The organism is Allobosea sp. RIT-PG3_2, from assembly GCF_057321085.1.
Genome location: NZ_JBXWCA010000004.1, coordinates 435,811 through 459,170, shown reverse-complemented (window position 1 = coordinate 459,170; position 23,360 = coordinate 435,811). Strand labels below are relative to the sequence as shown.

Below are 23,360 nucleotides of genomic sequence, written 5' to 3'. Positions count from 1 at the left end.
GAAAAGGGGGCGAAAGCGGCCATCACAGTGCCTTTCTGAGCCGCGGATCGAGCATGTCGCGCAACCCGTCGCCGAGGATCTGCAACGACAATGCCACGAGCACGATCGCAAAGCCCGGAAAAGCGACGAGCCAGAAGGCATCATCTGCATATTGCTGGCCAGAAGCGATCATCGTGCCCCAGGTCGGCGTCTCCGGCGGCACGCCGGCGCCGAGGAAGGAAAGACCCGCTTCCGCCAGCACCGCATAGGCGAAGATGAAGGTCGCCTGGACCAGCACCGGCGAGGCGATGTTCGGCAGCAGATGCACCGCGAGGATGCGTGGGGTCGAGACGCCGATCGAGCGGGCCGCCTCGACGAAGGGCAGCTCGCGGACGACCAGCGTCGAGGCCCGGATCACCCGCACGACGCGCGGCGTGTAGACGATCGACAATGCGAGGATCACATTGCCGGCAGACGCGCCCAGCACCGCGACGAGAAAGATCGCGAGCAGGATGTCGGGCAGCGCCATCAGCGCGTCGACCAGGCGCATGATCGCGGCGTCGAGCCGCTTGAAATAGCCGGCGATCAATCCGAGCGCCGATCCGACGCCGACCGAGATGACCACCACGGCGAAGCCGATGCCCAGCGAGGCGCGCGCGCCCCAGATGATCCGCGAGAAGATGTCGCGGCCGAGCTCGTCGGTGCCGAACCAGTTGACCTCGCCCGGCGGACGCAGCCGCCGCACCACCCGCATCGCACCGGGATCGAAGGGCGAAACCCAGGGCGCGAGCACGGCCAGCGCGAACGCGACCAGGAGGATGATCGTCGCGATCAGGACCAGCTTGCGGCGGAACAGGCTGCGGAAGAAGGCGAAAAAGGGCGAGTTCATCGGCGCGGCCTCAGTAACGGACACGCGGATCGACGAGCGTGTAGATCACGTCGATGACGAGGTTGATCAGCACGTAGATCGCGGCGACGGCGAGCAGCGCCCCCTGGATCACCGGGTAGTCGCGCCGCAGCACGGCGGAGACGACGAGATTGCCGATGCCGGGCAGCCCGAACACGGTCTCCGTGACGATCGCGCCGCCGATCAGCAGCGCCAGTGTCAGGCCGAGCACGGTGATCACCGGAACGAGAATGTTGCGGAAGGCATGTCCCAGCAGCACGCGCCGCTCGGACAAGCCCTTCGCCCGCGCCGTGCGCAGGAAGTCGGCATCGAGGATGTCGAGCATGCTCGCGCGGGTGAAGCGCGTGATCAGGGCGGAATTGACGACGCCCAGCACGGCGGCCGGCAGCAGGAGATGCCGCAACCGCTCGGCGAAACCAGCCTCCGGCGCGCCATAGCCGGCGACCGGGAACCAGCCGAGCTTCACCGCGAAGAGCTGGATGAAGATCAGCCCGAGCCAGAAGCTCGGGATATTAGCCGCCAGCATCGCAAGGCCGCTGACGGCCTGGTCGACCGCGCGACCGCGCCAGACCGCCGAGGCGATGCCGGCGGGGATGCCGATCGCCGCCGCGATGGCGAGCGAGAACATGGCGAGGAAAAAGGTCGGCTCGGCGCGCTCGAAGAGCGCTTGCGTCACCGGCCGCTGCAGGAAGATCGACTGGCCGAGATTGCCGCTCGCGACCTCCTTCAGCCAGAGGAAGAACTGCAGCAGCAGCGGCTTGTCGAGGCCATAGGCGGCGCGCAGCCGCGCGATGTCATCGGCCGTCGCCTGATCGCCGAGCATCAGGGCCGCAGGATCGCCCGGCGCCAGCCGCGTCAGGAAGAACACCAGCGCGGCGACGATGAGGAGCACGAGCAGCAGGCCGGTGAACCGGCGCCCGATATGCGCGAGCATCGGATACGCTCCGTTTGCAGGAAGCAGGCGTGTCGGGAGTGAGTTCCGGCGCAGCGTGTGCCGCGCCGGTCTCTCTGGTGCGGGCGATGCCGAGAGCCGGTTACTTGGCCAGGCTGACGTTCCAGAAGGACGGCCAGGGCATGGCGGCGAAGTCGTTCATCTTGGCCGAGGCTCCCGACAGCGCGCCGAAATTGCCGGCACGGATATAGGGCACCTCGTCATAGACGACCTGCTGGACCTTGCCCCAGAGCGCGCCGCGCTTGGCCGGGTCGGGCTCGGCGTTGAAGGCGGCAAGCGCCGCGTCCTTCGCCGGGCTCGACCACCAGCCGGGGGCGCCTTCGCCCAGTTGCGGCGGCGACAGCATCGGCTCGGGCAGGAAGGCAGAATGGGTGATGTAGATGTCCCACAGCGCCGCGTCGCCGCGACGCTGGATCAGTGTCGCCCAATCGACGACGTCGAGCTGCACCTTGAAGCCCGCCGCCTTCATCTGCTCGGCCATCACCAGCGCCATGCGGTGATGGAAGTCGTACTGCTTCGAATTGAGGATGCGGATCGGCGTGCCGTCATACTTCGCCTCGGCCAGCAGCTTCTTGGCGCCGGCGACGTCGGCCTTGCTGTACTTGTCCTTGCCCGCTTCCGAGAAGAAGGGCGAACCCTTGGGGAAGTGCTCGGCGGCGGTCGCGAAGAATTTCGGCTCGCCGAAGCCGGCCATCAGCACCTCTTCGAGATCGAGCGCCATCTGGAAGGCCTGACGGACCTTCAGATCGGCCATCGGGCCCTGCTTGGTGTTGGTCGGGAAATAGGGGAAGCCGAAGGGCATGGTCAGCACGGCGCGCGCGGCGCTGGCCGCCGACAGCTTCTTGAAGCTCTCGACCGGGAGCTGGTCGGAGAACTGATACTGGCCGGCGATCACGCCTTCGAGGCGGGTATTGGCGTTGGGCACCGGGATGAAGCGCAACTCGTCGATCTTCGCTTCGCGCTTCCCGGCATAGCCGGAGGCCGGCTCGCTGCGCGAGGCATAGCCCTCGTGCTTGACCAGCACCACGAACTGGTCGGGCTTGCGCTCGCGGAACTTGTAGGGGCCAGTGCCCACGAATTCGGTCAGCGGATTGGCGATCGATTCCTTCGCCATGATCGCGGCAAAGCCCGATGGCAGCGCCAGATGCGCCAGCAAGGCCGGCTCGACCTTGTTCAGGACGATCTCGACCGTCGTCGACCCCTTCGCCGTCAGGCTGGCGAGGCTCTTCGCCAGCCCCTTGCCGCGCGGCGTCATGTCGAACCAGCGCTTCAGCGAGGCGACGACGTCCTCGGCATCGAGGTCGCGGCCGTTATGGAGCTTCACGCCCTTGCGCAGCTCGATCGTATAGGTCTTGCCGTCGGCCGAGACCGTGGGCAGCGCGGCAGCCAGCATGGGCTGCGTCGCCCAGTTGGCGTCGAAGGTGAACAGCGGCTCGTAGACATGCTGCATGATCGTGCCGACGAGGTCGGCGGTCGATGCCATCGGATCGAGCGACTGCGGCTCGCCGACCATGGCGAGGTTCGCGCTCGATGCGCCCTGAGCCCAGCCTGCAACCGGAGCCAGCATGGTCGAGGCCGCGAGACCGGCCGCAAGCCCACCGAGGCCACGCCGCGTCAGGGCAGCGCGAGAGAAGGAATTGGTCTGCATGGTCACTCCCCAGATGAAACCGCTCTGAGCGGCATTATGAAATTTTATTACGGATTATTTAGCCCAGCCAATTCGACGTGGCAACCTCGTGGTCGCAGTAGGCGCGCAGAATTGGCTTTAAACCAGAGATCGCGTATGTGGTGCGATGCGGCCAGCGAAGAGAATGTAATTTAATTGCAAATCTGTCGCCGATCGAAAAGATATCGGCACCCCGGCTGGGATAAATTGCCAGTTCTACCGTGGTCAGGCCGTGTCGATGCGGGCAGCCGCGAAGCGCTCGCGCAGCCAGGCCGCAGCCGGCCCACAGGGGCGCTGTTTGTGCCAGACCATCTCCAGCGCCACCGGAAGATCGAAATTGTCGAACTGCAGGTCGGGCGTGACGAGATCGGCCGCCACCGGCGAATGCTCGATGACGTAGCTGGAGACGAAGGCCCAGCCGATGCCCTGCTTCACCAGTTGCAGGATGACCCAATGGCTTTCGACCCACCAGACCTCGGCCGCGACACGCAGGCGCTGCTTCTCCGGGCCGTTGCCACGTGCCGCGACGAGGATCTGCCGATGTCGCTTGAGCTCTTCCCAGTCGACGCGGGTGCCGGCGAGCGGATGCTGCTTGCCGCAGACGAGCTTGATCGGCACCCAGCCGACGGTCTGGAAGCCGAGTTCCGGCGGCAGCACCTCCTGCCGCCACATCACCCCGATATCGGCCTGCCCCGCCAGAACGAGCTGGCTGACATCCTCCATCAGCGGGAACAGCAGCTCCAGCTCGACATGGGGGAACTGCCGCGCGAAATCCGCGAAGAGCGTACCCAGCAGATGTTCGGGATAGAGCTCGTCGATGGCGACGACGAGCCGCGTCTCGACATGGGCCTCGAAACCGCTGGCGACGCCGACCAGATGCTCGCGCCGGTCGAGGATCACCCTGGCTTCCCGCAACAGGCGCTCGCCCGCAGCCGTCAGCACAGGGTTGCGGCCCGCCCGGCTGAACAATGCGATCCCGAGATCATCCTCGAGATTGGTAACCTGCGTGCTGACCGCGGATTGCGCCTTGCGCAGAACCCGGCCGGCCGCGGAGAACGAACCATGTTCGGCCGCCGCGACGAAGGCTTCCAGCTGCTCGAAGGAAACACCCATCTATCTGATATCCAGATATCATCTAACTTGAGATACGTAGATTTGGAGATAGAAGACACGCCGTCAACAAGAACGGCAGGTTGTTTCATATGTCGATGCGCTCCTTTCCCGACCGGGTTCGCCATGCGCTCCTGTTCGAAGCGATCGGGCTGGCACTGGTGATTCCGGGTGGCGCTCAGCTTTTCGGCCTCCCCGCCACGCATATGGGCGTGATCGGCGTCGGCTCGGCGACGGTCGCGACGATCTGGAACTTCGTCTTCAATCTCGGCTTCGACCACGCCATGCACCACCTCGTCGGGCATACCCGCAAGAATGTCGCGACGCGCGTCCTGCATGTGCTGCTGTTCGAGGGCGGCCTGCTCCTGCTGCTCTTGCCGCCGATCGCCTGGTATCTCGGCATGAGCCTGTGGCAGACCTTCGTGATGGACCTCGCCATCGTCGTCTTCTACGTGGTCTACGCTTTCCTGTTCAATCTGGCCTATGACCGCGCCTTCCCGATCCCGTCACCCGCGCGGATGGCGGTCGCCTGAGCGCCCCCGGCAGCGGGCCCGCTTTTCTTCGAAGGTGGGGCTACCCATGCATCCCACCCATGGACATTCGCGGGCGATCGTATTCTGATCGGCGCCGGAAACTTTTGGCCCGTCCATCGCGGCGGCCGGGCCATCGAAGCGAATGCCGCGGCGCCAAGCCGCGCCTATGGAGGATCGATGACGCACAAGATCTATGACAGCCCTTCGGCTGCATTGGAGGGGCTGCTTTTTGACGGGATGACGATCATGTCGGGCGGCTTCGGGCTGTCGGGCAACCCCGAGAGCCTGATTCCGCAGATTCGCGATTCCGGGGTGAAGAACCTGACGGTGATCTCGAACAATGCCGGCGCCGACGGCTTCGGCCTGTGGATGCTGCTGCAGACCCGGCAGGTCAAGAAGATGATCGCGTCCTATGTCGGCGAGAACAAGCTGTTCGAGCAGCAATATCTCGCCGGCGAGCTCGAGCTCGAGCTCAATCCGCAGGGCACGCTGGCCGAGCGCATCCGCGCCGGTGGCGCCGGCATCCCGGCCTTCTACACCAAGACCGGCGTCGGCACGGTGGTCGCCGAGGGCAAGCCGGTCGAGGAGTTCGATGGCCAGCTCTATGTCCGCGAGACCTGGCTCCGTGCCGACCTCGCCATCGTCAAGGCCTGGAAGGCCGACACCGCCGGCAACCTCGTCTACCGGCGCACCGCCCGCAACTTCAACCCGAACATGGCCACGGCCGGCAAGGTGACGGTCGTCGAGGTCGAGGAGATCGTGCCGGTCGGTTCGCTCGATCCCGAGGCGATCCACACCCCCGGCATCTATGTCGACCGCATCATCAAGAGCACGATCAACGAGAAGAAGATCGAGAAGCTGACCGAGCGCAAGAGGGAGGCGGCATAATGGCCTGGACCCGCGAAGAGGTGGCCGCCCGCGCCGCCAAGGAACTGAAGGACGGCTTCTACGTCAATCTCGGCATCGGCATCCCCACGCTGGTGGCGAACTACATCCCCGATGGCGTCGACGTGACGCTGCAGTCGGAGAACGGCCTGCTCGGCATCGGCCCCTTCCCCTATGAGGGCGAGGCCGATCCCGACCTGATCAATGCCGGCAAGCAGACGATCACGGCGCTGCCGAGCTCGAGCTTCTTCTCGTCGGCCGACAGCTTCGCGATGATCCGCGGCGGCCATATCGACCTGACCATCCTCGGCGCCATGGAAGTGGCTGCCAATGGCGACATCGCCAACTGGACCATTCCCGGCAAGATGGTGAAGGGCATGGGCGGCGCGATGGATCTCGTCGCCGGCGTCAAGAAGGTCATCGTCGTGATGGATCATGCCAACAAGGCGGGCGAGTCCAAGGTGCTGGAGCGCTGCTCGCTGCCGCTGACCGGCGCGGGCGTCGTCGATCTCATCATCACCGATCTCTGCGTCATGAGCTGTGACAAGGCCAATGGCGGCGGGCTGACGCTGATCGAGCTCGCGCCGGGCGTCGACCTCGCCGAGGTCAAGGCCAAGACGGGTGCTCCCTTCGCCGTCGCGCCGTCGCTCGCCAAGGCCGCGTGAGCCAGCTCCTCCGCAGCAGGCCGGCGACAACCAAAGCGATGCTGGCCGTGTTCTCGGACACGGCTACATTGCGTCATGCGTTGGCCTTCGAGGCTGAGCTTGCGCGCGCCGAAGCCGCCGAAGGGCTTATCGGCCCGGCACAGGCCGAGGCGATCGCAAGGCTTTGCACGGACATCGCTATCGACCCCGCCGAGCTCGCCGATGAGGCGGCGCTCGCCGGCACGCTCGCGATCCCGCTGGTGGCGCGGCTGCGCGCCGCCCTGCCGGATGCGGCAGCAGCCAAGGCCCTGCACAAGGGCGCAACCAGCCAGGACGTCGCGGATACGGTTCTCGCCTGCCAGATCCGTGCCGCAAGCGAACTGCTCGACAGCGATCTCGATCGCGTCGCGACGGCGCTCGCCGCGCTGGCGCAACGCCACGCAACAACCCCGGCCATCGGCCGCACCCTGCTGCAGGACGCGCTGCCGATCGGCTTCGGCCTGCGCATCGCGCATTGGCAGGCTGGTGTCGGTGATGCCGCCGCCCGCCTGCGGCGCGAGGTGGAGACCGGAGCGACATTGCAATTCGGCGGTGCCGCGGGAAGCCGCGCCGGCCTCGATGGCAAGGGCGCCGCTGTGGCCGCGCGCCTCGCCGCTGCGCTCGGCTTGCCCGATGTGGCGCCCTGGCACGCCCGCCGCGGTGGTGTCGCCGGCATCGCGACATCCTTGGCCATCGCGATCGGGGCGCTCGGCAAGATGGCGCGCGACGTCTCGCTTCTCGCCCAGAATGGTGTCGGCGAGGCGCGCGAGCCGGCGGTTCCGGGGCGCGGCGGCTCTTCCGCGATGGCGCACAAGCGCAATCCCACCGGCTGCCAGGTCGCACTTTCGGCCGCCATGCGCGCACCCGGCCTGATCGCCGGCATCCTCGCCGGCCTTCCCGCCGAGGAAGAGCGAGGCCTCGGCGGCTGGCAGGCCGAAGGCCCAGCCCTGGCCGAGCTTTTCCTACTGGCGGCGGGCGCAGCCGAAGCCATGGCGACGGTCGCGGAAGGCCTGGAGATCGACGAAGCCGCCATCGCCCGCAATCTCGCGGCGGCGGAGGTCGGTACCGATATCGGCGAAAGCGAAACGCTTGTCGCAGCTCTGCTCGCGCCGCGCATCTGAAGGACGATTCCATGCCTTTCGCAGTCAGCAACGGCGCCCGCATCTATTGGAAACTCGAAGGTGCCGACGACAAGCCGGCGCTCGTACTGCTGAATTCGATCGGCACCGACCTCTCGCTCTGGGATGCGGCGATGCCCGCCTTGCTCGCGGCCTTCCGCGTGCTGCGGCTCGACACGCGCGGCCATGGCGCATCCGATGCCCCTGACGGCGACTACACGCTCGCCCAGCTCGCCGGCGATACCGTGGCGGCAATGGACGGCGCCGGCCTCGACAAGGCCGCGGTTGCCGGTGTCTCGCTCGGCGGCATGATCGCGATGGAGCTGGCGTTGACCCGGCCGGAACGCGTCTCGGCGCTGGCGCTGATCTGCACCTCGGCGACCATGGACCGGGCGGCATGGCAGGACCGCATCACCAAGGTCCGGGCCGGCGGCACGGCGGCGATCGCCGACCTCGCCATGCAGCGCTTCCTCTCGCCAGCCTTCACGGCAGGCCAGCCCGCCATTGCCGAAAGCGTCAGGCGCAGCCTCGTCGGAATGGCGCGCGAAGGCTATGCGGGGGCCGGAGCCGCGATCCGCGACATGGATCTGGTCGGCCGCCTGAGCCACCTCTCCTGTCCGACGCTGATCGTCGTCGGCGAGCGCGACGCCTCGACTCCCTTCGCAGGCCATGGCGAGAACCTCGTCGCCGCCATTCCCGCTGCGCGACTGGCGCGGCTCGATTGCGGCCATCTCGCCCCGCTCGAAGCGCCCGCTGCTCTGGCCGGCGCGCTGCGCGGATTCCTTTCACCCGGCCCCGATGTCGCGGACTCGGCCGAAGCCCTGTTCGAGGCCGGGCTGAAGAACCGCCGCCGCGTCCTCGGCGATGCCTGGGTCGATCGCTCGCTCGCCGGCCGCACGCCCTTCAACGCCGAATTCCAGGCAATGATCACCCGCATCGCCTGGCAGGAGATCTGGAGCCGGCCCGGTCTCGACGACCGGACGCGGCGCCTGCTCGTCATCGCGATCACCGCAAGCCTCGGCCGCTGGGAGGAGTTCCGCCTCCATGTCCGCGCCGGGCTGACTCGCGGCGGCTTCACACAGGACGACCTCAAGGAAGTGCTGATGCAGACGGCGATCTATGCCGGCGTCCCGGCCGGGAACACCGCCTTCGCCGAAGCCGCGGCGGTGATGAAGGAGATAGAAGCCGCAGGCTGACGACCTCGGAGGCTGCCTGGCCGCTCAGGTCTTCGCCCGGTAATCTGAGGGCGACACGCCCGCGCGCTTGGCGAAGAAGCGCGAGAAATAGGCCGGATCGGCGAAGCCCAGCCGGAAAGAAATCTGCGAGATCGTCATCGCGGTATAGACCAGATCGCGCCGCGCTTCGATCATCAGCCTGTCCTGGATCACGCGCGCGGCGGAATGGCCGAGCAACTCCCGACAACTGCGCGACAGATGCGGCACCGACGCGCCCAGCGCGCGCGCATAATCGGTGAGCGCATCATGCTGCTGGAAGCGGGTCTCGACGCGCTCGACGAAGCGGCGCACGAGGCCAGCGCGCGCGTCCCTCGCCGGCTCTGCGCCAGCCTTGACGCCACGCATCGCGCGCACGAACCAGGATGCAATGAGATCGGCATAGGCGCCGAGCGCGAACTCGCGCACCGGCAGGTTCGCGGAGAATTCGCTCATCGCCAGCCGCATGAGAGCCTGCAGCCCGATGAACTCCGCACCATCCGCAGGCACATGCAGCACCGCCGCGGCGCCAAGCAGGGCCCCCGCTTCCGGCTCGCTGCCGAACAGGCGTTTCAGCGAGGTCGCGGCTGCGCTGGCAACGAAGCCATCGGTCCCATCGAGGAACGCGAACTCATGGATGGTCGAAGGCGGCAACAACAGCACCGATCCCGGCGACAGAAGATGGTCGCGGCCATCGACGCGTGTCCGGCCGCCCCCTTGCGCCACGAGGAAGAACTGGAACAGGTCGTGATGCAGATGCGGCTGGATCGTCCAGCCATGCAGCGAGCTGCGCGCCATGATCGGCTCGATATGCAGCGCATCGGGGAAACGGTCGCTCAGGCGCTCGCCATAGAGCCAATAAGCGGGGACGGTTCTGCCGGGCATCCAGGCCTCAAGATCGATTAGTCCAAGACACTGCGCGAATCCTCCATTCCGTCAACTGGCTTTAATAGCTTAGCTCTGTCGTGCGGATCGAACGGTGCAAATCGGCGCTTCGCGGGAGGTCAATAACAATGCGAACGCAGGTCGCCATTATCGGCGCCGGCCCTGCCGGCCTGCTGCTCGGACAGCTTCTGTCGCGTGCCGGTATCGACAATGTCATCGTCGAGCGGCGCAGCGTCGACTACGTGCTGTCGCGCATCCGTGCCGGCGTGCTCGAACAGGGCATGGTCGATCTCCTGCACGAGGCCGGCGTCGGCAAGCGGCTCGATCAGGAGGGCCTGGTCCATGACGGCTTTTCGCTCGCCTTCGGCGGCGCGCTCCATCGCATCGATCTGAAACAGCTGAGCGGGGGCAGGACTGTCACCGTCTACGGCCAGACCGAGGTGACGCGCGACCTCGTCGAAGCCCGGCAGGCGCTCGGCCATCCGACGATCTACGAGGCCGAGGGTGTCGCCTTGCACGACATCGATACCGCTTCGCCGCGCGTGACCTTCCGGGCGAACGGGCAGGCCCAGGAATTGCGCTGCGATTTCATCGCCGGCTGCGACGGCTATCACGGGGTTTCGCGCGCCTCCATCCCGCCGGCCGCGCTGCAGGGCTTCGAGCGAATCTATCCCTTCGGCTGGCTCGGCCTGCTGGTCGACCGTCCGCCGGCGGCGCATGAGCTGGTCTATGCCAACCACGAGCGCGGCTTCGCCCTGTGCTCGATGCGCTCGGCCGAGCGCAGCCGCTACTACATCCAGGTCCCGTTGGAGGAGCGCGTCGAGAACTGGTCGGACGAGGCCTTCTTCGACGAGCTGCGCCGGCGCCTGCCGGCCAAGGTGGCCGATACGGTGACCGCCGGCCCTTCGCTCGAAAAGAGCATCGCTCCCCTGCGCAGCTTCGTCGTCGAGCCGATGCGCCACGGCCAGCTGTTCCTGGCCGGCGATGCCGCCCATATCGTGCCGCCGACCGGGGCCAAGGGCCTCAATCTGGCCGCGAGCGACGTGCGCTATCTCTTCGACGCCCTGCGCGAGCACTATCGCGACGGTTCGGATGCCGGTCTCGCAGCCTATTCGGCTCGAGCTCTCGCCCGCGTCTGGAAGGCGGAACGTTTCTCCTGGTGGATGACGAACCTGCTGCACCGCTTCCCCGAGCGTGACGGCTTCGACCAGCGCATCCAGCAGGCGGAGTTCGATTATCTGATTCACTCGCGCGCGGCTGCCACCGCCGTCGCCGAGAACTATGTCGGCCTGCCCTATTGAGAGCCTTGCGGCAGGGCGGAAAATTGCGTTGGTGATAACAAGAGGCCCGGCGCCATGGCGGCAACCGGCCCGGACAGCTAGAGCATCGATCCGCGCAAAGCGCTTGCGGGATCGCCAGCAGCATTGGGAGGAGACGTAGATGAGCAAGGGATTGTTGGGCAGGCTGCTGCCCGCGGGCGCGCTGGCTGTCGCGGCAGCGCTGACTCTGAGCGCTTCGGCCTGGGCCGATACCATCAAGGTCGGCATCATCGGGCCGTTCTCCGGCCCCTTCGCCCTGCAGGGCAAGAATTTCCAGGCCGGCGCCGAGGCCTGGCTGGCGCAGAACGGCAAGTCCGTCGCCGGCCACGACATCGAGCTGGTCTATCGCGACCTGCCGACGGCCAACCCGCAGCAGGCCCGCGCCCTGGCGCAGGAGCTGATCGTCCGCGACAAGGTCCAGTATCTCGGCGGCGTCTATTTCACGCCGGATGCGATGGCGATCACGCCGCTGCTGAAGCAGGGCAACGTCCCGCTGGTGATCTTCAACGCCGCGACCTCGGCGATCATGACCTCCTCGCCGCTGGTGGTGCGGACCTCCTTCACCACGGCGCAGACCGCGACCCCGATCGGCAAGGCCGCCGTCGAGCGCGGCATCAAGAAATTCGTCTCGGTCGTCACCGATTACGGCCCGGGCGTCGATGCCGAAGGCGCCTTCAAGAAGGCGATCGAGGCGGCCGGAGGCGAAGTCGCCGAATCGATCCGCATGCCCCTCAACACCACCGAGTTCAGCCCGATCATGCAGCGCATCCGCGATGCTGGCGCGCAGGGCGTCTTCGCCTTCCTGCCCTCCGGTCCGCCGACGCTCGGCTTCGTCAAGGCGTTCAGCGACACCGGCCTGAAGCAGGCAGGCGTCAAGCTCTTCGCCACCGGCGACCTGACGCAGGAATCCGATCTGCCGGCTCTGGGCGAAGCCGCTTCCGGCATGGTGACCTCCTTCCACTATGCCGTCTCGCACGACTCGGAGATCAACAAGCGCTTCGTCGCCGCCGCCGACAAGGCGATCGGCGCGCCCGATCTGCTCTCCTTCCCGGCCGTCGGCGCCTATGACGGCCTGTTCGTGATCTCCAAGATGATCGCGGCCACGGGCGGCAAGCAGGATGCCGAGAAGGCGGTCGAGGCGGTGAAGGGCCTCGCCTGGGAGAGCCCGCGCGGCCCGGTCAAGATCGACCCCGAGACACGCCACGTCACGCAGACCATCTATCTGCGCGAGGTCGCCAAGGATGCGCAGGGCCGCTGGATCAACCGGGAGATCGCCAGCTTCCCGGACCAGAAGGACCCCGGCCTAGCGAAGTGAGCACGTCATTTTCGCTTGAACCGCGCCGTCATTCTCGGGATTGACCCGAGAATCTCCGCCCGGAAGAGGCTCTGGCGCCTCTTCTTCATGAGAAGCTCGGGTCAAGCCCGAGCATGACGGCGGCTTTTCCCGCCATGCGCCGCGCCAGGCAGCAACGAGGCCCGCAGATGCAGACCGCGCTGAGCATCGCCATGGACGCTTTCGCCTATGGCATGGCGCTGTTCATCATCTGCATCGGCCTGTCCCTGACGATGGGGCTGATGCGGGTGGTCAACCTCGCGCATGGCGCCTTCGCCATGATCGGCGGCTACATCGCCTCCTATGCGGCGCGCGATCTCGGCCTCGGCTACGGCTTCGCCATCATCCTCGCCATGGTCGGCACGGTGCTGATCGCCGTGCCGCTGGAACGCCTGCTCTATCGCCGCATCTATGATCGCAGCGAACTTTCGCAGGTGCTGATGACCATCGGCATCACCTTCTGCGTCATCGGCATCACCAACTATTTCTTCGGCCCGACGCTGAAGACGATCCCCCTGCCGGCAGACCTCGCCCGGCCGATCGATCTCGGCTTCCGCAGCATCGCCGGCCATCGGCTCTTCGTTATCGCGAGCGGCCTCGTCGTCGCCGGAGGGTTGTGGTTCCTGATCGAACGCACCGGCTTCGGCATCCATCTGCGCGCTGCCGTCGAGAATGCGCCCATGGCGCGCGCGCTCGGCGTGCGCACCGAGATCATCTATGCGGCGAGCTTCGCGCTGGCGATCGGGCTCGCGGCCTTCGGCGGCGTGGTCGGCGCCGAATTCCTGCCGATCGAGCCCTATTACGCCCTGCGCTACATGGTGACCTTCCTCGTCGTCGTCTCGGTCGGCGGCGCGGGCTCGATCCCAGGTGCGCTCGCGGCCTGCCTGCTGCTGGGTGCAATCGACGTCACCGGCCGCTATCTCGTGCCTGAATTCGGCAATTTCTTCTTCTATCTCGCGGTGATCCTGGTGGTATACGCCTTCCCGCGCGGCCTGATGGGGCGGGCGCAGTAGAATGACGGATGTCCTGCCTCCACGCACTGCCGCGCCCCGAGCCCGCCCGCTCGGCCGGGACCTCCTTGGCCTCGGCCTGATCGCGCTCTTCGGCCTCGGCGGCTATGTGCTCTTCCCCGACAATCTCGCCTTCCTGACCCGCGTCATCTCGGTGGCGCTGCTGGTGCTCTCGCTTGACCTCATCGTCGGCTATTGCGGCATCGCCTCGCTCGGACAAGGCGCGCTCTATGGCGCGGGCGCCTACGCCGCCGGCATCGCCTGCGTCCACGGCATCACCGAGCCCTTCCTGCTCTTCCTGATCGGCGCCGCCGCGGGCGCCGTCATGGGCTTGCTCATGGGCACCGTGATGCTGCGCGCCCACGGCCTGCCGCAACTCGTGCTCTCGATCGCCATCGTCCAACTCCTGCACGAGGCCGCCAACAAGGCCTCGTCGCTCACCGGCGGCAGCGACGGCCTCTCCGGCATGGTGCCCGCCCCGCTCTTCGGCATCTTCGAATTCGATCTCTGGGGCCGCAGCGCCTATTTCTTCGGGCTCGCGCTGCTGCTCGTCGTATTCGCGGCGCTGCGCTTCATCGTGCATTCGCCCTTCGGCATGGTCTGCCGCGGCCTCAAGGAAGACCCGCTGCGCATCAGCGCGCTCGGCATCTTCGCCGTCCCCGTGCTGCTCAAGATGTTCGTGATTTCCGGCGCGGTCGCCGGCATGGGCGGCGCGCTCGCGGCGATCGCGACCCAGGTCGTCGGCCTCGACAGCGTGAGCTTCGAGATTTCGGCCAACGCTCTCGTCATGCTGGTGCTGGGCGGCATCGGCAGCCTCTACGGAGCGCTGATCGGCACGGTAATCTTCATGGCGCTCGAACATATCGTCTCCGCCATCAACCCCTTCCACTGGATGACGCTGGTCGGCGCCGTCCTGATCGCCATCGTGCTGTTCGCCCCGCGCGGGCTTTCGGGATCGCTGGACGAGCTGGCTCGGCTGCTGACGCGCCGACGCTGGGGGGCAGGCCGATGACCGCCCTGTTCGAGGTTTCGCATCTCTCGAAGCAATTCGGCGGGCTCAAGGTCAATCACGACCTCTCCCTCGCGATGGCCGCGGGCGAGCGGCTGGCGCTGATCGGCCCGAACGGGGCCGGCAAGACCACCTTCGTCAACCTCGTCACCGGTCGCATCCCGCCGAGCGCCGGCAGCGTCCGTCTCGCGGGGGAGGACATCACCGCGCTCGGCGCCGTCAAGCGCGTCAGGCGCGGGCTCGTCCGCACCTTCCAGGTCACGCGCCTCTTCCCGGACATGACGCCCGAAGAGCACGTCGTCATGACCATCCTGCAGCGGCTCGGCCGCGCGACGCGCATCTTCGCCCGCTTCCATGGCGATTCCGAAGCCCGCGACGAGGCCGCCGACATTCTCGCGACGCTCGGGCTCACCGAGGTCTCCGGCCGCAAGGTCGCCACCATCGCCTATGGCCAGCAGCGCCTGCTCGAGATCGCGATCGCGCTGGCGCAGCGCCCGAAGGTGCTGCTGCTCGACGAGCCGGCGGCCGGCGTACCCTCCGCCGACACCCCACGCATCGAGGAGGCGCTGGCCCGTCTGCCGCCCTCGCTCGCCGTGCTGATGATCGAGCACGACATGGACCTCGTCTTCCGCTTCGCGAAGCGGGTCGTGGTGCTGGCGGCGGGCGAGCTCATCTTCCAGGGCCTGCCGGCCGACGTCGCCAGGGATCCCAAGGTCCGTGAAGCCTATCTCGGGAACTACGCGCATGCCGGCAGCCACGCTTGACGTCCGCGCCCTGAGCGCCGGCTACGGCCAGACCCATGTGCTGGAGGATGTCTCGTTCTCCGTGCCCGCAGGCGGACGCCTCTCCATTCTTGGCCGCAATGGCATGGGCAAGACCACGCTGATGGCGAGCCTGATGGGGCTGGCGCGCCGCTATGCCGGCAGCATCAGCCTCGGCGGAGCCGACATCACAGCGCTTGGCACCGCCGCCCGCGCCCATAGCGGCATCGGCCTCGTCCCCCAGACCCGCGAAATCTTCAGGGGCCTGACGGTGGAGGAGAACCTCTTCGCCGGGCTCAAGGGTCGCCCCCGCAGCGCGATCGAGGAGGCCTATGCGCTGTTTCCGCGCCTGCAGGAACGCCGGCGCAATCTCGGCTCCCAACTCTCGGGCGGCGAGCAGCAGATGCTGGCGACGGCGCGCACCATCCTAGGCCAGCCCTCGGTGCTGCTGCTCGACGAGCCGCTGGAGGGCTTGGCACCGGTCATCTGCGACATGCTGATGGAGGCTTTCACCCGGCTCGCCGGCAGCGGCGCGATGACGATCCTCTTCGTCGAGCAGCGCTTGGAGAGCGCCCTCGACTTTGCCGAGGATGTCATTGTCCTCGAACGCGGACGGATCGTCTGGTCGGGCAAGCCGGCCGCGCTACGCGCCGATGCCGAGGTGCTCGAACGCTATGTGGGTGTCGGCGGGCTGCACTGAGCCGCTGAAGCCTCACACCACCAGATCGCGCTCCGGCACAGGCTCGCCGCGCGAAACGCGCGCCATGTTGTCGAACATGCGCTTCACGGTCGGCGCGAAATTATCGGCGGCCATCGCGGCGAGATGCGGCGTCACCACGAGATTGTCGAGGGTCAGAAGCTCGCTGTCGGCCGGCAGCGGCTCGATCGAGAACACGTCCATCGCCGCGCCGGCAATCTCCCGCGCCCGGAGCGCCGCGACAAGATCGGCCTCGTTGACCACGCCGCCACGCGCGACATTGACCAGCACCGCCGTCTTCTTCATCGCCTTGAACGCTGCCGCATCGATCAGATTGGTCGTCTCCGGCGTCAGCGGGCAATGCAGCGAGACCATGTCGGACTGCGCCAGAATGTCCGGCAGCGATGCATGCCGGACGCCGAGCGCCGCTTCCGCCTCGGCGTCGAGCGGCTGGCGCTTGCTGTAGAGGATCGTGCAGCCGAAGCCCTTGAGCAGCTTCGCCAGATTCTGGCCGATCGCGCCGAAGCCGACGATGCCGACCGTCTTGCCCGAGAGCATGAAGGGATCGCCCGGCAGTTTGCCGGTCGCCCAATGCCCCTGCTTCAGCTCGGCATGGCCATAGCCGATGAAGCGCAGCGCCGAGAGCGCCAGCCCGAGCGCGAATTCGGCCACCGGCACGGAATTGGAGCCGGTGGTGCGCGCCACGGTGATGCCGAGATCCTTTGCGGCGGCAATGTCGATATTGTCGTAGCCGACGCCCCATTTATGCAGCAGCTTCAGCTTCCTCGCTGCGCCCAGCACCTCCCGCGAGACGCCGACCTGGCCCGAGATCGCGTAATCGGCCTCGGCGATGATCTGCTTCATATGATCGTCGCCGCGCGCCGTGCCGTGGGTGAACACGAAGCCGGGCGGGAGCAGCGCCCGCATGCGCTCGGCGCGCTCGGGGCTGGTCATGTCGAGGAGGACGATGGTCTCGGGCATTGAATTTTCCGGGAATACGGTCAGATGGTGAAGCGTGCGCCGGCACGGGCAAGCCCGCCCGAGATGGCAACCGGCGTGCCATCGGCGCGCCAGCAGGCGGCCCCGGTCAGCGTGCCATCCGCATTGAAGGCGATGGCGTTCATGCCGCCTGCGACGCGCGGCGAGCGCACGACGCGATGGCCGCGTGCCGCGAGTTCCTGTGCCACCGCCTCGGGGATGGCTTCCTCGAGTTCAAGCACGCCGCCCTCGGTCCAGACGCGCGGCGCCTCGACCGCCTCCTGCAAGGTCATGCGATGGTCGATCAGGTTGACGATCGCCTGCAATGCGGAGGGAAAGATGCGCAGCGCCCCCGGCAGGCCGAGCGCGAAAGCGATTTTCCCGCCCTTCAGCGCCATCATCGGCGCCATCGAGGTGAAAACCCGCTTGCCTGGCGCGATCGAAAGCGCCCGGCCGGGATGCGGATCGAAGTTGAACATGTAGTTGTTGGCGATCATCCCGGTGCCGGGAATCTGGACGCAGGCGCCGAACAGCCCGTTGATCGTCTGCGTCGCGCTGACGACGTTGCCCTGTGCATCGGCCACGGTGACATGGGTCGTATCGGCGGATTCGCCGCCTGACAGTCCGGCCGTCCAGCTCTTCGCCTCGCCCACCGCGATCAGGGCGCGGCGCTCGTCGGCATAGGCCTTGTCGATCAACTTATTGACCGGGACCTTGACGAAGGCCGGATCGGCCGTCGCCACTGCCCGGTCGGCGAAGGCGATCTTCAGCGCCTCGGCCAGCAGATGCACCGCGTCCGTCGAGCCGAAGCCGAGCGCGCCGATATCGTAGCCTTCGAGGATGTTGAGCATCTGCGTGATGTGCACGCCGGAGGAGGAAGGCGGCGGCGGGCCGACGATCTCATAGCCGCGATAGGAGCCACGGATCGGCTCGCGCAATTCGATGCTGTAATTGGCGAGATCGGTCTGATCGATCAGCCCGGCATGGGCAGCCATGTAGTCGGTCAGCGCCCTTCCGAGCCGCCCGCCATAGAGTGCCTGCGGCCCTTCTGCCGCGATCAGCCTCAGGCTCGCGGCATAGTCTGACTGGACCAGCCTTGTGCCGGGCTGGAGCGGCTGGCCGCCCGGCAGCAGCATTGCCGCAAGGCCGGGATCTTCAGCGAGATCGGCGGCGTTGTCGGTGATGCAGTTCGAGAGATAGGGCGTGACGACGAAGCCCTGCTCGGCCAGCCCGATGGCCGGCTGCAGCACCTCTGCCAGCGGCAACGTGCCGAAACGGGCGAGCGCCTCGCACCACCCCTTCAACGCGCCGGGAACCGCGACCGCCTTGGCCCCGATCAAATTCTCCCGGTCGCGCGTATCGCGCTGCTTGCCGATCTCGTCTGAGAGGCAATCGTACATGTCCGCCGTCGCATGGCCCGGCGCTGTCGAGAGATTGTCGATCACGACATGGCGGCCATCGACGAGGCGGATATGGCTCAGGCCGCCGCCGAGGATGCCGACCATCATCGGTTCCACCACCGTCAACGCGAACAGCGAGGCGACCGCGGCGTCGATCGCATTGCCACCGGCTAGCAGCATCTGCGCGCCCGCCGCCGAGGCGAGCGGATGATTGGTGACGACCATCCCGCGCGAGCCGGTGGCCGGCTTCTTCTCGCAGGTGAAAGAGGCGATGCGGGGCGGCGGAGCGGAAACGTTCATGGGCGGCACATCAACGCTTTTGCGGCCCGACGTCGAGCCTCTTCTTCGGCATGCGCGCCATGTTCGGGCCACTCACCCACAATCGGCGGCCTTGTGCCGGCAACGCTTGACAAGGCAGGGGCCGAGGCCCCACCTAAACCCTGTTCCCAGGGGGGCCTCGCTAGGAGGCTGAGATTCCGCCCGCGGGGCTTTCGAGCTCGGCAACGCGGTGACCCTCCGAACCTGATCCGGATCATACCGGCGTAGGGATGCGGGACAGGCGGCCATCGAGGCCCCGATTCCAGCTGCGCATGTGGTCCTCATCGCGATCGATTCCGTCCGGGCAAGCCGGCGGGTCGGGCAGGAGCGGGCTTAAGATGACGCAAGCCGAGATCATCGACGCGCTGTTGGCGTTCATCGCGCTCCCCGATGCGTCGGATGCCGAATTCGAGGCGATGGCGCTGAAGGTCTTCGCGTATCAGTTCCGCAACAACGAGCCCTACAAGCGCTTCTGCCTGCAGCGCGGCCGCACGCCGCTCTCGGTCAGGCGCTGGCGCGACATCCCGGCCGTGCCGATCACCGCCTTCAAGGACCTGACGCTGAGCTGCAGCCCGCCGGAAGCGGCCGAGCGCGTTTTCATGACCAGCGGCACGACGCAAGGGATACGCGGCCGCAGCTACCACCCGACGCTCGCCGTCTGGAGCCGCTCGATGCTGGTGAACTTCCGTGAGCGTTTCATGCGGGGCCGCGAGCGCATCCGCATGGGCATCCTCTTCCCCGACGAAACCACCCTGCCGAACTCCTCGCTCGCGCATTATCTCGGGCTCGCCCGACGCGAATGCGGCACGCCCGATTCGGAGGTGTTCGTCGGCTCGTCGGGTCTCGACCTCGACGGCCTTTTGTCGGCGCTGGAGCAAGCGGAGAAGAGCGGCGAGCCCTATGCCCTGCTCGGGGCGAGCTATTCCTTCGTTCCGGTGCTGGACGCGCTCGCGGCGAACGGCCGGCGCTTCGCCCTGCCCGAAGGCAGCCGCATCCTCGACACCGGCGGCTTCAAGGGCCAATCGCGCGAGCCGGGACCCGACGAGTTCTATGACGGTCTTAGCCTCGCTTTTGGCGTGCCGCGCTCGGCCTGCATCAACATGTACGGGATGACCGAGCTGAGCTCCCAGCTCTATGACGACGGCAATGCCGTCTGCCCCTCGATCAAATCCGGCCCGCACTGGATTCGCAGCCGCGTCGTCGATCCGCTGACCGGCACCGACCTGCCCGAGGGCGAGCGTGGCGTGATCGTCCATCACGACCTCGCGCATTTCAACTGCGTCTCGGCGATCCTGACCGAGGACGCCGGCGAGATCGTCCCGGGCGGATTCAAGCTGCTCGGCCGGGTCGATGGCGAGGCCTCGAAGGGCTGCTCGGTCGCGGTCGCCGAATTCCTGGCCGCAGCGCGAGGCTGATAGGGTGATCGAATATGCGGGCCATCTGCCGGGCCTGAATCGCGAGGCGCTGCGCTGGCGAGAAATCAGCCACAGCGCCTGGGGCGAGAGCGCAACCATCGCGCTGCCGGAGCTGGACGAGGCTCAGGCGGCTGCTCTCTGCGACCATGTGCGCGACAACGCCCGCATGCGGCTGAGGACGATGCCGGTCGCGCGCATCGTCGCTGCGATCGACGCCGTCATCGCGCGCCTGCTCCACCGCGAGCATCCGCTGCGGCGCAAGGCCGAGCATCTCCTGCCGATCGTCACCGGTTACGACCGCGAGACGGTGCGTCTCGGCCTCACGAGTTATCTGAAAACCTTCCGGCGCCCGCAGCTCCTGCGCTTCCTGGCCGAGGATTTCGCCAATCCCGCCATGCTCGACGGCTTCCAGCCGACGCCCAAGGGCGGCTACCTGCGCGCCCGCGGCCCGGAGCTGCTGCTGCATGTCTGGGCCGGCAATGTGCCGGCGCTTTCGCTCTGGAGCCTGATTTGCGGGCTGTTGGTCAAGGCCGGCACGATCGGCAAACTCGCCTCGGCCGAGCCGCTGACGGCGGGCTGGTTCGCTAGCCTGATCGCCGAGATCGACCCCGAACTCGGCGAATGCCTCGCCATTACCTGGTGGAAGGGCGGCGAAGCACCGGCCGAACCCGTTTTTCTGCGCGCGGCCGACACCGTGATGGCCTATGGCGGCAACGATACGCTTACGGCGCTGCGCGCCAAGCTGCCGATCACCACGCGCTTCCTGCCGCATGGCCACAAGATCGGCTTCGGGGTCGTCGCGCGCGAGGCGCTCGATAGCCGCAAGGCACCCGCGCTGGCCCGCCTCGCCGCTCATGACGTCGCCCGCTACGAGCAGCAGGGCTGCTATTCCCCGCAGATGCTTTTCGTCGAGCGCGGCGGGCGGGTCAGCCCCGCAGAATTCGCTCGCCATGTCGCGCAGGAACTCGCCGCCCTCGCCCATCGCCACCCCCGTCGCGCGCTTTCGCCGGCCGAATCCGCCTCCATCACGGCTTGGCGCAGCGCGCAGGAGATGGGCGCACTGAAAGGCGCCGCAGAACTCCTTGGCGAGCCCACCGATTCGTGGAGCGTCGCCCATGTCGAGACGCCCGAGGACCTGAGTCCGACAGGCCTCAACCGCACGCTCAAACTGGTTTCGGTCGACAGCCTCGACGAGATCCCGGCCCTCATCGCGCCCTATCGCAACTTCCTGCAGACGGCCGGGGTAGCCGCCGCGCCGGAGAGGTTGTTCCGGCTCGCGGAGCAGTTGGCTGAGGTTGGCGTCACCCGCATCGCCCCGTTCGACCGCATGACCGCCCCGGAAGCCGGCTGGCATCATGACGGGCGCTTCAGCCTGCTCGACTTGATCACCCTGACCGAGATCGAGCACGGCGCGGAAACCGCGGCAGAAGGGTTCGCGCCCTATGTCGACTGACCCCGCCACCCCCGGCTTCGTCGCGATCGAGCGGGTCGCCTTCCGTTATGACGCGGGCGGCCCGGCCATCGTCGATGGCGTCGACTGGGTCATCCCGCGCGGCGAGATCCATTGCCTGCTCGGCCGCAGCGGCTGCGGCAAGACCACGCTGCTCAAGCTCGCCGCCGGCCTGCTCGTGCCAAGCGAGGGCGCCATCCGCATTGGCGGCGAGGCGCTGCATGGCCCGAGCCTCCGCGCCGGCTTCGTCTTCCAGGCCCCGACCCTGCTCGACTGGCTGAGCGCTCTCGACAATGTCCTGCTGCCGATCTCGCTGAAGCGCCGTCCGACCGTCACCGATAAGGATGCTGCGTTCGACCTGCTTGAGCGTGTCGGCCTCGCAGATTTCTCTAGCCGCCGCCCCACCGAACTCTCTGGTGGCCAGCAGAGCCGCGTCGCCGTCGCCCGCGCGCTGATCGGCGAACCGGATTTGCTGCTGCTCGACGAGCCCTTCGCGGCACTCGACGCCCTGACCCGCGAGGAATTGCAGGACGACCTGTTGCGGCTCTGCGCGCTCCATGGCACGACGGCGCTCTTCGTCACCCATGATATCGCCGAGGCCGTCTATCTCGCCGACAAGGTCGCGGTGATGGCGGCGGGCCGCCTCACCCATGCGCGCCGAATCGAGCTGCCGCGCCCGCGCCATCGCGACATGCGCTATGCACCCACATTCACGGCCGCCTGCCGCGAACTGCGCGACGCCATGGATGGCGAACCCGGGGCTATCGCAAGCCGGAGGCCGGCGGCATGACGGCGCGCCTCCCCTCCTTCCTGCTGCTTCTCGCCCTGCTCGCCGGCTGGGAAGCCTGGTGCCGGCTCGGCGGGCTCTCCGCCCTCGTCCTGCCACCACCCTCGGCCGTGCTGGCGACGCTGTGGAGCGAGATCGCCACCGGCCGGCTCTGGCCGCATCTCGCCGTGACAGCCGCAGAGATGATGCTGGGCCTGGGCATCGGCACCATCGTCGGCCTCGGCGTCGGCATCCTGCTCGCGGAAGTCCCTATGCTCGGGCGCCTGCTGCACCCCTATGTGCTGGCGAGCCAGCTCGTGCCCAAGCTCGCGCTCGGCCCTCTCTTCATCATCTGGTTCGGCTTCGGCATGACGCCGACCGTCGTCATCACCGCGCTGATCTGCTTCTTCCCGCTGATGGAGAACACGCTGACCGGGTTGACCGAGGTCGACCCGGCCCGGCGCGAACTCTTCCGCATGCTCCGCGCCAGCCGCTTGCAGACCCTGCTGCGCCTGAAGCTGCCGGCGGCGCTGCCCGTCATCATGGCGGGCCTGCGCGTCGCAGTCGTGCTGGCGCTGGTCGGCGCGGTGGTCGGCGAGTTCGTCGGCGGGCGCGTCGGGCTGGGCGCCTCCATCATCGCCGCCCAGAGCGTGATGGATTCGAGCCTGATCTTCGCGCTCTTCGTCGTGATCACCGCGCTCGGAATGCTGCTCTACGAGGCCGTGCGCGTGCTGGAGCGCCGCGTCCTGCATCGCTTCTCGAAAGGTTAGACCATGTCCATCTTCCCTGCTCTTGCTCGTATTCTCAGAACAGGGCTCGTCATCCCGGCCGCAGCGAAGCGGAGCGCCGGGATCCATCGCAGGGCTCCGCGCTCTACGATGGATCCCGGATCTGCGCGGCTGCGCCTGTCCTTGGGCCGACCGAAAGTCGGACCCGAGGGCCGCTTGTCCGGGATGACGGCGAGCCTAGCGGCAG

At 67.3% G+C, this 23,360-nt stretch carries 22 protein-coding genes and 1 riboswitch; of the genes, 15 read left to right on the top strand and 7 right to left on the bottom strand.

Going from position 1 to position 23,360, the window contains the following annotated elements; translation table 11 throughout:
* Positions 1-22: 22 nt before the first annotated feature.
* The 4 genes from AC2FAN_RS15445 to AC2FAN_RS15430 form a co-directional block, all read right to left on the bottom strand.
* Positions 23-868 (bottom strand): ABC transporter permease, encoded by an 846-nt coding sequence (locus tag AC2FAN_RS15445; RefSeq protein WP_265050432.1) that lies wholly within the window; start codon positions 866-868, stop codon positions 23-25.
* Positions 869-878: 10 nt separating this feature from the next.
* The gene (locus tag AC2FAN_RS15440; RefSeq protein WP_265050433.1) at positions 879-1,820 is read right to left on the bottom strand and encodes an ABC transporter permease; all 942 of its coding nucleotides are present in this window, start codon (positions 1,818-1,820) and stop codon (positions 879-881) included.
* A gap of 100 nt (positions 1,821-1,920) precedes the next feature.
* Positions 1,921-3,486, bottom strand: a complete 1,566-nt coding sequence (locus tag AC2FAN_RS15435) for an ABC transporter substrate-binding protein (RefSeq protein WP_485175189.1) — start codon at positions 3,484-3,486, stop codon at positions 1,921-1,923.
* Positions 3,487-3,729: 243 nt separating this feature from the next.
* Positions 3,730-4,617, bottom strand: a complete 888-nt coding sequence (locus AC2FAN_RS15430; protein WP_485175188.1) for a LysR family transcriptional regulator — start codon at positions 4,615-4,617, stop codon at positions 3,730-3,732.
* Between the two features lie 89 nt (positions 4,618-4,706).
* On the opposite strand from AC2FAN_RS15430, the gene AC2FAN_RS15425 reads away from it, so the two are divergent.
* The 5 genes from AC2FAN_RS15425 (at position 4,707) to pcaDC (ending at position 9,029) form a co-directional block, all read left to right on the top strand.
* A complete protein-coding gene (locus AC2FAN_RS15425) occupies positions 4,707-5,147 on the top strand; it encodes a PACE efflux transporter (RefSeq protein ID WP_265050436.1) in 441 nt (146 codons plus the stop codon).
* Positions 5,148-5,324: 177 nt separating this feature from the next.
* Positions 5,325-6,035: a CoA transferase subunit A gene (locus AC2FAN_RS15420; RefSeq protein ID WP_485175185.1), complete on the top strand. Its 711-nt coding sequence runs from the start codon at positions 5,325-5,327 to the stop codon at positions 6,033-6,035.
* Positions 6,035-6,697 (top strand): 3-oxoacid CoA-transferase subunit B, encoded by a 663-nt coding sequence (locus AC2FAN_RS15415; protein ID WP_265050438.1) that lies wholly within the window; start codon positions 6,035-6,037, stop codon positions 6,695-6,697. Before AC2FAN_RS15420 ends, AC2FAN_RS15415 begins: the two co-directional genes overlap by 1 nt.
* Positions 6,694-7,836 carry a lyase family protein gene (locus AC2FAN_RS15410; protein ID WP_485175183.1) on the top strand — a complete coding sequence of 381 codons (1,143 nt, stop codon included), beginning with the start codon at positions 6,694-6,696 and terminating at the stop codon, positions 7,834-7,836. The genes AC2FAN_RS15415 and AC2FAN_RS15410 overlap by 4 nt, the downstream gene beginning before the upstream one ends.
* 11 nt (positions 7,837-7,847) lie before the next feature.
* Positions 7,848-9,029, top strand: a complete 1,182-nt coding sequence (gene pcaDC, locus AC2FAN_RS15405; RefSeq protein WP_485175181.1) for a bifunctional 3-oxoadipate enol-lactonase/4-carboxymuconolactone decarboxylase PcaDC — start codon at positions 7,848-7,850, stop codon at positions 9,027-9,029.
* 24 nt (positions 9,030-9,053) lie between these two features.
* Here pcaDC and AC2FAN_RS15400 read toward each other — a convergent pair whose 3' ends face one another.
* Entirely contained in the window at positions 9,054-9,929 is an 876-nt protein-coding gene (locus tag AC2FAN_RS15400; RefSeq protein WP_485175179.1) for a helix-turn-helix domain-containing protein, read from the bottom strand.
* A 128-nt stretch (positions 9,930-10,057) separates the two neighbouring features.
* Between AC2FAN_RS15400 and pobA the strand changes: the two genes are divergently transcribed.
* The 6 genes from pobA to AC2FAN_RS15370 all read left to right on the top strand — a co-directional run bounded on the left by pobA (position 10,058) and on the right by AC2FAN_RS15370 (position 16,061).
* Entirely contained in the window at positions 10,058-11,230 is a 1,173-nt protein-coding gene (pobA, locus tag AC2FAN_RS15395; RefSeq protein ID WP_485175177.1) for a 4-hydroxybenzoate 3-monooxygenase, read from the top strand.
* 139 nt (positions 11,231-11,369) lie between these two features.
* Positions 11,370-12,563: an ABC transporter substrate-binding protein gene (locus AC2FAN_RS15390; protein WP_485175175.1), complete on the top strand. Its 1,194-nt coding sequence runs from the start codon at positions 11,370-11,372 to the stop codon at positions 12,561-12,563.
* 167 nt (positions 12,564-12,730) lie between these two features.
* Positions 12,731-13,594 (top strand): branched-chain amino acid ABC transporter permease, encoded by an 864-nt coding sequence (locus tag AC2FAN_RS15385; protein WP_485175173.1) that lies wholly within the window; start codon positions 12,731-12,733, stop codon positions 13,592-13,594.
* Between the two features lies 1 nt (position 13,595).
* Positions 13,596-14,603, top strand: coding sequence for a branched-chain amino acid ABC transporter permease (locus AC2FAN_RS15380; protein WP_485175171.1), 1,008 nt, complete (start codon positions 13,596-13,598; stop codon positions 14,601-14,603).
* A complete protein-coding gene (locus AC2FAN_RS15375) occupies positions 14,600-15,364 on the top strand; it encodes an ABC transporter ATP-binding protein (protein ID WP_265050445.1) in 765 nt (254 codons plus the stop codon). The genes AC2FAN_RS15380 and AC2FAN_RS15375 overlap by 4 nt, the downstream gene beginning before the upstream one ends.
* Positions 15,345-16,061 (top strand): ABC transporter ATP-binding protein, encoded by a 717-nt coding sequence (locus tag AC2FAN_RS15370; protein WP_485175169.1) that lies wholly within the window; start codon positions 15,345-15,347, stop codon positions 16,059-16,061. Before AC2FAN_RS15375 ends, AC2FAN_RS15370 begins: the two co-directional genes overlap by 20 nt.
* A gap of 12 nt (positions 16,062-16,073) precedes the next feature.
* On the opposite strand, the gene AC2FAN_RS15365 is transcribed toward AC2FAN_RS15370, so the two are convergent.
* Together AC2FAN_RS15365 and ggt are read right to left on the bottom strand one after the other, a co-directional pair.
* Positions 16,074-17,039: a 2-hydroxyacid dehydrogenase gene (locus AC2FAN_RS15365; RefSeq protein WP_265050447.1), complete on the bottom strand. Its 966-nt coding sequence runs from the start codon at positions 17,037-17,039 to the stop codon at positions 16,074-16,076.
* A gap of 20 nt (positions 17,040-17,059) precedes the next feature.
* On the bottom strand, positions 17,060-18,736 hold the full coding sequence (ggt, locus tag AC2FAN_RS15360) for a gamma-glutamyltransferase (protein WP_485175167.1): 1,677 nt from the start codon (positions 18,734-18,736) through the stop codon (positions 17,060-17,062).
* A 138-nt stretch (positions 18,737-18,874) separates the two neighbouring features.
* A riboswitch (TPP riboswitch) is annotated at positions 18,875-19,003 on the top strand.
* An 89-nt stretch (positions 19,004-19,092) separates the two neighbouring features.
* On the opposite strand from ggt, the gene AC2FAN_RS15355 reads away from it, so the two are divergent.
* Genes AC2FAN_RS15355 through AC2FAN_RS15340 form a run of 4 tightly spaced genes read left to right on the top strand, consistent with a single transcriptional unit; the run spans position 19,093 to position 23,155 of the window.
* Positions 19,093-20,169 (top strand): LuxE/PaaK family acyltransferase, encoded by a 1,077-nt coding sequence (locus AC2FAN_RS15355; protein WP_485175165.1) that lies wholly within the window; start codon positions 19,093-19,095, stop codon positions 20,167-20,169.
* Positions 20,170-20,173: 4 nt separating this feature from the next.
* Positions 20,174-21,622 carry an acyl-CoA reductase gene (locus AC2FAN_RS15350; RefSeq protein ID WP_485175163.1) on the top strand — a complete coding sequence of 483 codons (1,449 nt, stop codon included), beginning with the start codon at positions 20,174-20,176 and terminating at the stop codon, positions 21,620-21,622.
* Positions 21,612-22,409, top strand: coding sequence for an ABC transporter ATP-binding protein (locus AC2FAN_RS15345; protein WP_485175161.1), 798 nt, complete (start codon positions 21,612-21,614; stop codon positions 22,407-22,409). Before AC2FAN_RS15350 ends, AC2FAN_RS15345 begins: the two co-directional genes overlap by 11 nt.
* Positions 22,406-23,155 carry an ABC transporter permease gene (locus tag AC2FAN_RS15340; protein ID WP_485175160.1) on the top strand — a complete coding sequence of 250 codons (750 nt, stop codon included), beginning with the start codon at positions 22,406-22,408 and terminating at the stop codon, positions 23,153-23,155. Before AC2FAN_RS15345 ends, AC2FAN_RS15340 begins: the two co-directional genes overlap by 4 nt.
* The last annotated feature ends 205 nt before the right edge of the window (positions 23,156-23,360 follow it).

What these genes read in the sequence shown, in the direction of transcription:
- AC2FAN_RS15380 (WP_485175171.1), top strand. Translation starts at nt 13,596, where the DNA reads ATGACGGATGTCCTGCCTCCACGCACTGCCGCGCCCCGAGCCCGCCCG.
- ggt (WP_485175167.1), bottom strand. Translation starts at nt 18,736, where the DNA reads ATGAACGTTTCCGCTCCGCCGCCCCGCATCGCCTCTTTCACCTGCGAG.
- pobA (WP_485175177.1), top strand. Translation starts at nt 10,058, where the DNA reads ATGCGAACGCAGGTCGCCATTATCGGCGCCGGCCCTGCCGGCCTGCTG.
- pcaDC (WP_485175181.1), top strand. Translation starts at nt 7,848, where the DNA reads ATGCCTTTCGCAGTCAGCAACGGCGCCCGCATCTATTGGAAACTCGAA.
- AC2FAN_RS15425 (WP_265050436.1), top strand. Translation starts at nt 4,707, where the DNA reads ATGTCGATGCGCTCCTTTCCCGACCGGGTTCGCCATGCGCTCCTGTTC.
- AC2FAN_RS15390 (WP_485175175.1), top strand. Translation starts at nt 11,370, where the DNA reads ATGAGCAAGGGATTGTTGGGCAGGCTGCTGCCCGCGGGCGCGCTGGCT.
- AC2FAN_RS15365 (WP_265050447.1), bottom strand. Translation starts at nt 17,039, where the DNA reads ATGCCCGAGACCATCGTCCTCCTCGACATGACCAGCCCCGAGCGCGCC.
- AC2FAN_RS15375 (WP_265050445.1), top strand. Translation starts at nt 14,600, where the DNA reads ATGACCGCCCTGTTCGAGGTTTCGCATCTCTCGAAGCAATTCGGCGGG.
- AC2FAN_RS15345 (WP_485175161.1), top strand. Translation starts at nt 21,612, where the DNA reads ATGTCGACTGACCCCGCCACCCCCGGCTTCGTCGCGATCGAGCGGGTC.
- AC2FAN_RS15385 (WP_485175173.1), top strand. Translation starts at nt 12,731, where the DNA reads ATGCAGACCGCGCTGAGCATCGCCATGGACGCTTTCGCCTATGGCATG.
- AC2FAN_RS15415 (WP_265050438.1), top strand. Translation starts at nt 6,035, where the DNA reads ATGGCCTGGACCCGCGAAGAGGTGGCCGCCCGCGCCGCCAAGGAACTG.
- AC2FAN_RS15400 (WP_485175179.1), bottom strand. Translation starts at nt 9,929, where the DNA reads ATGCCCGGCAGAACCGTCCCCGCTTATTGGCTCTATGGCGAGCGCCTG.
- AC2FAN_RS15370 (WP_485175169.1), top strand. Translation starts at nt 15,345, where the DNA reads ATGCCGGCAGCCACGCTTGACGTCCGCGCCCTGAGCGCCGGCTACGGC.
- AC2FAN_RS15430 (WP_485175188.1), bottom strand. Translation starts at nt 4,617, where the DNA reads ATGGGTGTTTCCTTCGAGCAGCTGGAAGCCTTCGTCGCGGCGGCCGAA.
- AC2FAN_RS15355 (WP_485175165.1), top strand. Translation starts at nt 19,093, where the DNA reads ATGACGCAAGCCGAGATCATCGACGCGCTGTTGGCGTTCATCGCGCTC.
- AC2FAN_RS15420 (WP_485175185.1), top strand. Translation starts at nt 5,325, where the DNA reads ATGACGCACAAGATCTATGACAGCCCTTCGGCTGCATTGGAGGGGCTG.
- AC2FAN_RS15435 (WP_485175189.1), bottom strand. Translation starts at nt 3,486, where the DNA reads ATGCAGACCAATTCCTTCTCTCGCGCTGCCCTGACGCGGCGTGGCCTC.
- AC2FAN_RS15440 (WP_265050433.1), bottom strand. Translation starts at nt 1,820, where the DNA reads ATGCTCGCGCATATCGGGCGCCGGTTCACCGGCCTGCTGCTCGTGCTC.
- AC2FAN_RS15340 (WP_485175160.1), top strand. Translation starts at nt 22,406, where the DNA reads ATGACGGCGCGCCTCCCCTCCTTCCTGCTGCTTCTCGCCCTGCTCGCC.
- AC2FAN_RS15445 (WP_265050432.1), bottom strand. Translation starts at nt 868, where the DNA reads ATGAACTCGCCCTTTTTCGCCTTCTTCCGCAGCCTGTTCCGCCGCAAG.